The organism is Sulfobacillus sp. TH-112 (genome assembly GCF_057473405.1).
Map to the genome: position 1 here is coordinate 1 of NZ_JBYCKN010000085.1, position 9,050 is coordinate 9,050.

Genomic DNA, 9,050 nt, shown 5'->3' on the forward strand with positions numbered 1-9,050 from the left:
ACTATCATCGCAAGCCCCGTCGCCGTATCACGAGAGACGCCAATCCGGCTTAAATCCACTCCTTCCTGGCGAAGAAACTTAAGAGACTGCACAGCAAACGCATCTTCGCCGACCATTCCGAGCAGCATGGTCGGTCGGCCCATTCGTCGTGCCGCCAGTGCCTGATTAGCTCCTTTTCCTCCAGGGCTCATGGTCATGGAATTGGCCAATTTGGTCTCTCCAGCCTGAGGCACTTCCTTAATTCGTGCAATTAAATCTAAGTTAATACTGCCGAGCACTACCACACTCATCCCGACACCTCCCCATCACCACATCGTAAAATTCGCGACCTTCTACATAATATCCTCTAGAAATCGCATCACTGATGCTATCATTTACAAAGAATATACGAACAATGTCGTTTCTTTACTGGAGGAGTCTTGATGTCGCTCGCTACTCTCATCGAACCGCGTCCCGGATCATACAGCGTGTATGCAAAAAATCTACAAACGGAGAAATCCGTTGGCTACGACGAACATCGGATAATGCCTTCTGCCAGCTTGATTAAGGTTCCCATCATGGCGGAAGTCTTTCGCCGTGTCGAAGAAGAGTATTTGTCTCTCGACGACACCTTGGTGATGAAAAAAGAGGACCAGGTGCCCGGATCGGGGGTTTTGATAGACCTTAGCCCGGGATTACGATTGTCGTTGCGCGATTTAACGATGCTGATGATTACAGTGTCTGACAACACCGCCACTAACATGCTGATTGATTACCTGAGTGTCGATGCCGTCAATCTTTTGATTCGCCGACTGGGACTTCAACACACCGTCTTGGAAAGGCGCTTGGAGCGCATACCGGTTGAGCACGAACGCATCAACCGCACCACCTCCTACGACATGACGCGGCTGATGGAGCTTCTTGCTACCGGTCAAGTGGTGTCCGTAGATGTCTCGCGACGCATGGTAGACATACTATCCCGATGCCAGGGACCGCTCAGTATTGGTGCATTACCTAAAGCACCCCGCTACGTGGGACAACTTCCTCTAATCCGATTCGCCCATAAGACGGGTAGCCTTAACGAGGCGCGACACGATAGTGGGATTATGTATCATGGTAACGACGTTTATGTCATGACCATCCTGAGTGCAGGACTCCCGGAAGCCGACCTGCTTAAACAGACGCAGCAAATCGGAAAGTCGCTCCTGCGATTTTTAAAATAATGTGGATGATGACGCATCAACTCGATAAAGGAGAGCCCGTGTGAGCCGTTTATCCCGTCTGAGGGACCCAGAGATACCGAACAGTTTTTACATCTTAATGCTGGGGCGCTTTGTCAATCTAGTGGGTAACTCCCTGGTCTTCCCCTTTATGACCATTTATCTGGCCACCCGTTTGCACGCTTCCATGACCATCGTAGGGCTCATCATGACCCTCTATGGCCTTTCACAAGTGGCGGCGCAGCTTGTAGGCGGGGTACTGAGCGACAGTTGGGGGCGTCGACCGGTGATGCTGGTATCCCTTAGCCTGGGAGCGCTCTGTACGCTATTTGTCGGACTCGCCTCCACCCCCCTTTTGCTGATACTGGCCCTGGTCTTAATGGGACTCTCCGTGCCGTTATTTCAGCCCGCCTCGATGGCCATGGTGGGCGACATGGTCCCCTCAACCAAGTTAACTGAAGCCTATGGTCTCATGCGCATGGCATCCAATGCCGGAATCATTATTGGACCGATGATCGGGGGATTTCTCGCGGACCACGCATTTTTCCCGATTTTTGGATTTGACGCGCTCTCGATGGTGGTCTTTCTAGGGATTATCATGCTGGCCATTCCGGAACGCCGACGAGCCCGCCATACAACCCCAGACGCGCTCGTCCCCGCCTCGATCTGGACAGTGGCGCGTGACCGGCCCTTCGTCCGCTTTTCGCTATTGTGGGGGCTGACGGGAATGGTCTACGCCCAACTCTACCAAGTCGTTCCCGCATACCTCCATCTCTACCTACACCATCCCGTCAGCACCTTTGGTTATCTGGCCGCCGAAAATGCCGTACTGGTAGTGGCACTGCAATGGCCAATCACTCGGCTCGTCAAGAATATCTCTTCGGCGCTATTAATGGGGCTCGGAAGTCTTTTATATGGGCTCGGCTTTCTATCCATGTTACTCGGTCACGGAGTGTGGGTATTCGCGTTAGCCGTCCTGATTATCACCTTAGGAGAAAATGTGATTAACCCAGCCGCATCGACGTGGGTAGCGCGGAGAGCACCAGAAGACTTGCGCGGACGATATATGGGGCTCTTTGGACTCGCCAACCGCACGGGCTCCGCACTCGGACCGACCATAGGCGGCGGCCTTCTGACGCTAGGCGCCACACTTTGGCTAAGCGTGACCGCTGTGGGAGGTGCGACGGTGGCCATAGGATTTAAGCGCTTTAGTGATCGAGAATCTCCAATGAGTGCGTCGTCCATAAAAGACTCATCGTCAGTCGGCTAAGGACGGCCAATCCCAACGCCATGACTATTCTTCTAGCGGTGGTCGGCGAAATCCTTCGCCCACCACCTCGTGCACATTAGCCACCACAACAAAAGCTTCGGGATCGATCTCGTAAATCAGTTCCTTTAGCCGAGTGACTTCAGAGCGAATCACGACCACATACAAAAGCGGGCGGGACTCTCCGGTGTATCCTCCTTGCCCGCCAATCCGGGTCACTCCCCGTCCAATTTCGGTCATAATCCGTGATCCCACCCTATCCGGATGGGCGGTGACAATGGTAAAGGCCCGTGCAAATGCCGTCCCTTCCTGAACTAAGTCAATGGCTCTCGATGAGATGAAAAGAGCGATGAGAGAATACATGGCTTGCGTGGCATCAAAGGTAAAGCCAAAGGCGGCAATGACAAAGAAGTCAATCGCCATCATCGCCTGTCCCATGCTCACCGGAAAGATGTGCGATGCAAATCGTGCCACGACATCACTACCGCCCGTCGTACCACGGGCACGAAATACTAAACCCAGACCAACGCCGGATAGAATGCCGCCATAAATGGTCGCCAGCAGCAAGTTGTGCGTTAAAGCATGATAGTGCAGAACGCCTACCCACACCGATAACATAATGGTCCCGACCATGGTCCGTAGCCCGACCCGCCCACCCCACAAGCGATGACTAAGCCACAAGAGTGGAAGATTGACCACCGCCAAGGTGAGCCAGATCGGGACATGCAGCACATAGAGCAAAATAATCCCGATTCCCGAGACCCCACCGTCGGCAATATGATTGGGAGAGTAAAATCCGTTAATCGCTGTGGCGGTAATCGCCGTGCCAAGAGCAATCTGAAGATAATCCAGTACCACTTTCCGGGTAATCTTCATGATTCCTCCTTGGACTAATTTCTGACTGTGACGGACGCTTGATCGTTACCGAGCCGCACGTCGGCTATCTCGAGGGCCATGGGCAACTTCATATTCTGCAAATTCAATAGTTGCACATCCGTCAGGACGGGTAAAGAGATGCCATCAATACTCATCGGATGAAAAATCAATTGGCGATGACTGGACGATACCACCAACGAACCCTTCGTGTCCAATGGCACATAGACTCCACCCAAAAACAACCGGCCAGCAATCGCAATGCGGGTAGGTTCGATCGTGACTTTCGGGTTTGAAATCTTTCCCGATCGTGCTAAGGACTGCGATAGCGAGGCCCCCGTCAGGACAATGGTCATCGAGGCCTGCCCCTCCCGGGTCACTATCAAGTGCCCCTTCACTAAGGCCCTCAGGGATAGACCACCATCCCGCCAATTGACACTGGCACGACGGACAGCGAATCCGTCAATCACCGCATTATTCGCCACCACATACACGTCTTGAAAGTGCCCGGTAAAAAGTGTCCAAAACGGGAGCGCAGTAATTTCCACGGTAGGTTTTGGGCCATGATCATAGTGCGTTAATTGGTTAGCCAAGGCATCTTCTGCCCAATGGGGCAAAAACCACTGCAAAGCTCCTACAACCACAACTAAGACCACTAAAAGCTTAATGATCCGACTCAAGACTCTGTCTCTTCAGGCATCAGAGATCCTCGGGCTTCGCCCTGCAGATAAGCCTCAATGAAGCCATCAATATCCCCATCCATCACCGCTTGCACATTGCCCATTTCGTAACGGGTCCGGTGATCGCGAACCACCGTATAGGGTTGAAAGACATAGGAGCGAATTTGCGATCCCCAGCCAATATCCGCTTGGACCCCACGTACTTGCGCCATCTTTTCCTCCCATTCCCGCTCTTGAAGCTCGGCCAACTTTCCTCGCAACATTTTCATGGCCGTCTCCCGATTGGAATGCTGGGAGCGTTCCGATTGGCAAGCCACCACAATTCCTGTGGGATTATGGGTAATGCGCACCGCAGAGTCGGTCTTATTAATATGCTGTCCTCCAGCTCCGGAAGCGCGAAAAGTATCGACGCGCAAGTCTTCAGGACGAATCACCATCATATCATCGGCTTCAATATCAGGGAGCACCTCAAGCGAGGCAAACGACGTATGACGACGACCCGAGGCGTCAAAGGGCGAGATTCTGACCAATCGATGCACTCCTCGTTCGGATCGCAAAAACCCAAACGCATTTTCTCCCGAAACCTCCACCGACACACTCTTCAGTCCTGCTTCTTCTCCCGGCAATTGATCGATGATGCGTGTCCGAAAAGCACGATTTTCTGCCCATCGCAGATACATCCGCAAGAGCATTTCTACCCAATCCTGGGCTTCCGTTCCTCCCGCGCCCGCGTGTAGCGTCACGATTGCCGACTCATGATCGTACGGCCCTTGTAAAATAAGGGTGAGTTCCAAAGAACGCAATTCCCTCAGCAACACGTCCGCTTCTTTCGCCTGCTCTTTCATAATTCCCATATCGGATTCCATCACGGCGAGGTCTACAAGATCGGCCCAGTCTCTCACCGACCGTTCTAGCGCCACATATCGATCCAAAGGTCCCGCGACCAGCCGCAACTGCTTGGAAATTCGCTCTGCCTTGGCCGGTTCCGCCCAAAAATCCGGCTCTGCCATTAAGGCCTCTAAGTGCTCTCTTTCAATATGCCGATTCTCGGGGTCAAAGAGACCCCCTAATGCGTTCTATCAGTTCCACCATCGCCTCGCGATGCTGAATTAAGTCATCTTGTAACATAAATGTCCGTGCCTCCTCGTGATTGCCCTGACTCTTCATACTACGAATGCGTCGGTTAACCGACGGTTAACCGATGGGGGAAGCGCCACTATTTCTCGGCGTTCCCACTGCGTCCTCCTGCAATCACCTGGAACGGCCGCGCGGGGGCTTCGGAAATATCCCCATGTTGCTCTTGGGTGACGTGAGCTACTGGCTCCATCACCGGTTCGGTGTTCGGTGCCATCTGTAAGTGATACAAAATACGAATTACTTCTTCCCGAATAGCGCCGACCATGGTTTGGTACATGTCGTACGCTTCCGTCTTATACTCGACTAGCGGATCCCGCTGTCCGTAGGCCCGCAATCCCACACCTTCACGCAAATTATCCATGGCGTCCAAGTGCTCCATCCACTTGGAATCCACCACGCGTAGCATAATCATGCGTTCCAGTTCCCGCATGGTGTCGTGCCCTAATTCCTCTTCTTTAGCAGCATAAATCCGCTCCCCATAGCCCATCAGCGTTTCCACCAATTCCTCGTGGCTCATCCCTTCAATTTCCTCCAAGGGCACGGTGTCAGGCGGTAAAAACAAATCCTGCAGGCTGGTCACAAGCGCCTCTAGATCCCACTCTTCCCGGTGTAATTGGACAGGGCAATGCACTGTCACAGCGTCCTCAATGACACCATTGAGCATGTGCATCACATCTTCATGCAGACTCTCTTTGGTTAAAATATCTCGCCGCTGCTTATACACCACTTCACGCTGCAAATTCATCACGTCGTCGTACTGCAGCACATGTTTTCGAGCATCAAAGTTCCGGCCTTCTACCTTTCTCTGGGCGGATTCAATAGCGCGCGTTAAGGTCGGACTCTCGATGGGATCATCTTCTTCCACACCCAATCGATCCATAAGCGCGGCCAAGGTGGGAGCCGCGAATAATCGCAAGAAGTCATCTTCAAGCGATAGATAGAAACGCGAGGATCCAGGATCTCCTTGACGTCCTGCACGACCTCTCAATTGATTATCGATACGGCGTGATTCATGCCGTTCCGTACCAATAATATGGAGCCCACCCATTTCTTTGACCCCATCACCCAACACAATGTCTGTCCCACGCCCTGCCATATTGGTCGCAATAGTGACCGTCTCGGGCTCCCCGGCTTTAGCAATAATCTCCGCCTCTTGCTCATGGAATTTCGCATTCAAGACATTGTGGTTAATCCCACGTTCGCGCAACATGTCCGACAACAGTTCCGATTTCTCAATTGAAACTGTTCCCACTAATACTGGGCGACGCGTCTTATACAGTTCCTCGACTTCCCGGACCACGGCACGAAATTTAGCCGCTTCGGTCTTGTATACCATATCAGGATGATCTTTACGCACCATCGCGCGATGCGTTGGAACCACAATCACGTCTAGCCCATAAATTTTGCGGAATTCTTCTTCTTCCGTCGCAGCTGTCCCGGTCATGCCAGATAGCTTGTCGTACATGCGGAAATAGTTTTGGAACGTAATCGTCGCCAGAGTTTGCGTCTCGTCCTCAATCTTCACACCCTCTTTAGCCTCAATCGCCTGATGCAGACCGTCCGAATATCGCCGACCAAACATGAGTCGCCCTGTGAACTCATCTACGATGATCACTTCGCCGTCTTTCACCACATAGTCGCGATCACGCTTCATGAGCGCCTTGGCCCGAAGTGCTCCACTTAAATAATGGGCGTAATCCATATGCGCATCATCGTACAAGTTCGACACGCCCAGCATTCGCTCAACTTTTGCTACACCTGCCTCGGTCGGGGCTACCGCCTTCATTTTCTCGTCTACGGTAAAGTCGCGCTCTTCCTTAAGATTCTTGGCGATACGAGCAAAAGTGTAATATAAGTCCGTCGACTTATCGGCCTGTCCAGAGATAATGAGCGGGGTGCGGGCCTCGTCAATCAGAATGCTGTCCACCTCGTCCACAATGGCATAGGAAAGTCCCCTCTGCACCATTTCATCCATCGTCAGGACCATGTTGTCGCGCAGATAGTCAAATCCAAACTCATTATTCGTGCCATAAGTAATATCTGCCGCATAGGCCGCCCGACGATCGCTTGGCTCCATATCATGTTGAATCAAACCGACGGTGAGACCCACAAACTCATATAATTGGCCCATCCATTGCGAGTCACGCCGAGCCAAATAGTCATTGACCGTCACAACGTGAACGCCTTTAGCGGGAATAGCATTCAAATACGCCGCTAATGTCGCGACCAAGGTTTTCCCTTCACCAGTTTTCATTTCCGAAATACGCCCATCGTTGAGCACCATACCACCGATTAACTGCACATCGAAGTGCCGCATTCCCAGGACGCGCTTAGATGCTTCACGGACGACTGCGAACGCCTCCGGCATCAAATCTTGAAGCGACTCTCCATCGGTCCAGCGCCTGCGAAATTCTGCGGTCTTAGCGCGCAATTCCTCGTCAGAGAGGGGTTCAATCGTCGGCTCCAGATCATTAATCCGTGCCACCACGCCACGGTAGCGACGCACTTCTTTCTCGCTAAATCGGTTCACCCAACTTGAGAGTACTTTCAGCATATCCATGATCCTCCAATCAACGGCCAAAAGGAACCTTCCTCAGGTTCCCATACGGTTCAGACCTATTGATTAAGTGTAGCATGGCTCGAGACGGACAGCAACCGAACATATCTTTTGTCACTCAGCCATATTTTGACGCGCCATGTACTCATGGAGCTCACGCTGGTATTCAGTTTCCAGGTCTTCTATGGGAATGTTTGGCGTACGATCCCACCCATGTCCAGCCCCTTCGTCTTGGGCCAAATTCACTGAGGCACAGAATTCCAGAAACTGATCGACAATAATCGGGTCAAACTGGGTTCCCCGCTCCTCAGCAATTTCCCTGACAGCAAATTCATGACTCATAGCCTTGCGATAGGGACGGTCCGACGTCATCGCATCATAGGCATCAACCACCGAGACAATGCGCGTTTCGAGCGGAATCTCCTCCGCCACCAGTCCATCAGGATAGCCCGTCCCATCCCAACGTTCGTGATGATGCAGTACCCAGTCACGAGCACAGCCTGCCAGATTCAATCGCGACAACATGGCACTACCTAATACCGGATGCCGCTGAATAGTAAAGGTTTCAGGAATGCTCAGACGGCCGCGCTTGTTTAAGACATTGTCCGGAATGGCCATTTTCCCAATGTCGTGGAGCATTCCCGCATGACGGATTTGTTCCACCACGTCTTCGGGAAGTTTCATATAGCGCGCAAATACCGCGCCGTAGTGCCCCACCCGCATCGAGTGGCCAAAGGTATAGGGATCTTTAGCATCCACCCCCACCAACAGCACGCGAATGGTATTATTGTACATATCCCGAACTCGCTTCACTAACACCATCCAGGTACGCACCGCAATCAGCGGCAAAAGAAAAATGAGTTCCGGCCAGGGACCCGAAATGCGATACACCGCTGCCATTAAGTACCCCACCGGTAGCATGACAAAGAATCCGGGCAAAGCCCACTTAAAATATACCCGGATAATCTCGTTCAACGACCGGTCTTCACGCAAGGCCACTGCGGCCGCATTTACAAAGATGTTCCACAAAAATACCGCCACCGCCGCCGCCACTAATTGCCCACTGGCTTGCGCTAGGGACAATCGCTCCGGGGATCCGCCAAGGAGACGAAACACCTCCGCGCCGATCCATCCGGCCATCCCTAACTGCGCCCGATTAAAGAGGACCGATGGCCATCGCACCTTACCCGTTATTTCTCGCCAGGTAAAGCTACTCAGCATCCCCACCCAAAACCCGGCTGCCGGGCCAAGGACAACCCCTGCGGCTAGGATCACTGGAAGACCAATCGAAACGCTACCCTGTCCCCGCATCATGCGTATCGAAAACACCGTGCCAA

The 9,050-nt window shown here is 52.6% G+C and carries 8 protein-coding genes; 2 read left to right on the top strand and 6 right to left on the bottom strand.

What is annotated here, in order from left to right; all coding sequences use genetic code 11:
• Positions 1–290: PfkB family carbohydrate kinase (locus ACOJWD_RS05665; RefSeq protein WP_486992248.1), on the bottom strand; the 290-nt coding region annotated here is incomplete at its 3' end.
• Positions 291–422: 132 nt separating this feature from the next.
• On the opposite strand from ACOJWD_RS05665, the gene ACOJWD_RS05670 reads away from it, so the two are divergent.
• Positions 423–1,202 (top strand): serine hydrolase, encoded by a 780-nt coding sequence (locus ACOJWD_RS05670; RefSeq protein ID WP_486992249.1) that lies wholly within the window; start codon positions 423–425, stop codon positions 1,200–1,202.
• A gap of 40 nt (positions 1,203–1,242) precedes the next feature.
• On the top strand, positions 1,243–2,469 hold the full coding sequence (locus ACOJWD_RS05675; RefSeq protein ID WP_486992250.1) for an MDR family MFS transporter: 1,227 nt from the start codon (positions 1,243–1,245) through the stop codon (positions 2,467–2,469).
• 24 nt (positions 2,470–2,493) lie between these two features.
• On the opposite strand, the gene ACOJWD_RS05680 is transcribed toward ACOJWD_RS05675, so the two are convergent.
• The 5 genes from ACOJWD_RS05680 to ACOJWD_RS05700 form a co-directional block, all read right to left on the bottom strand.
• Entirely contained in the window at positions 2,494–3,342 is an 849-nt protein-coding gene (locus ACOJWD_RS05680; protein ID WP_486992251.1) for a YitT family protein, read from the bottom strand.
• 14 nt (positions 3,343–3,356) lie between these two features.
• The gene (locus tag ACOJWD_RS05685) at positions 3,357–4,019 is read right to left on the bottom strand and encodes an LmeA family phospholipid-binding protein (RefSeq protein ID WP_486992252.1); all 663 of its coding nucleotides are present in this window, start codon (positions 4,017–4,019) and stop codon (positions 3,357–3,359) included.
• Positions 4,016–5,147 (bottom strand): peptide chain release factor 2 gene (gene prfB / locus ACOJWD_RS05690; RefSeq protein WP_486992253.1). Its coding sequence is split into 2 segments (ribosomal slippage): positions 4,016–5,074 and positions 5,076–5,147, totalling 1,131 coding nucleotides; the frame shifts between segments, so codons are not numbered across the junction. Before prfB ends, ACOJWD_RS05685 begins: the two co-directional genes overlap by 4 nt.
• Before the next feature lie 88 nt (positions 5,148–5,235).
• Positions 5,236–7,710, bottom strand: a complete 2,475-nt coding sequence (gene secA, locus ACOJWD_RS05695) for a preprotein translocase subunit SecA (protein ID WP_486992254.1) — start codon at positions 7,708–7,710, stop codon at positions 5,236–5,238.
• A gap of 117 nt (positions 7,711–7,827) precedes the next feature.
• Positions 7,828–9,050, bottom strand: a 1,223-nt coding sequence (locus ACOJWD_RS05700) for an HD-GYP domain-containing protein (protein WP_486992255.1), incomplete at its 5' end; no start/stop codon positions are given.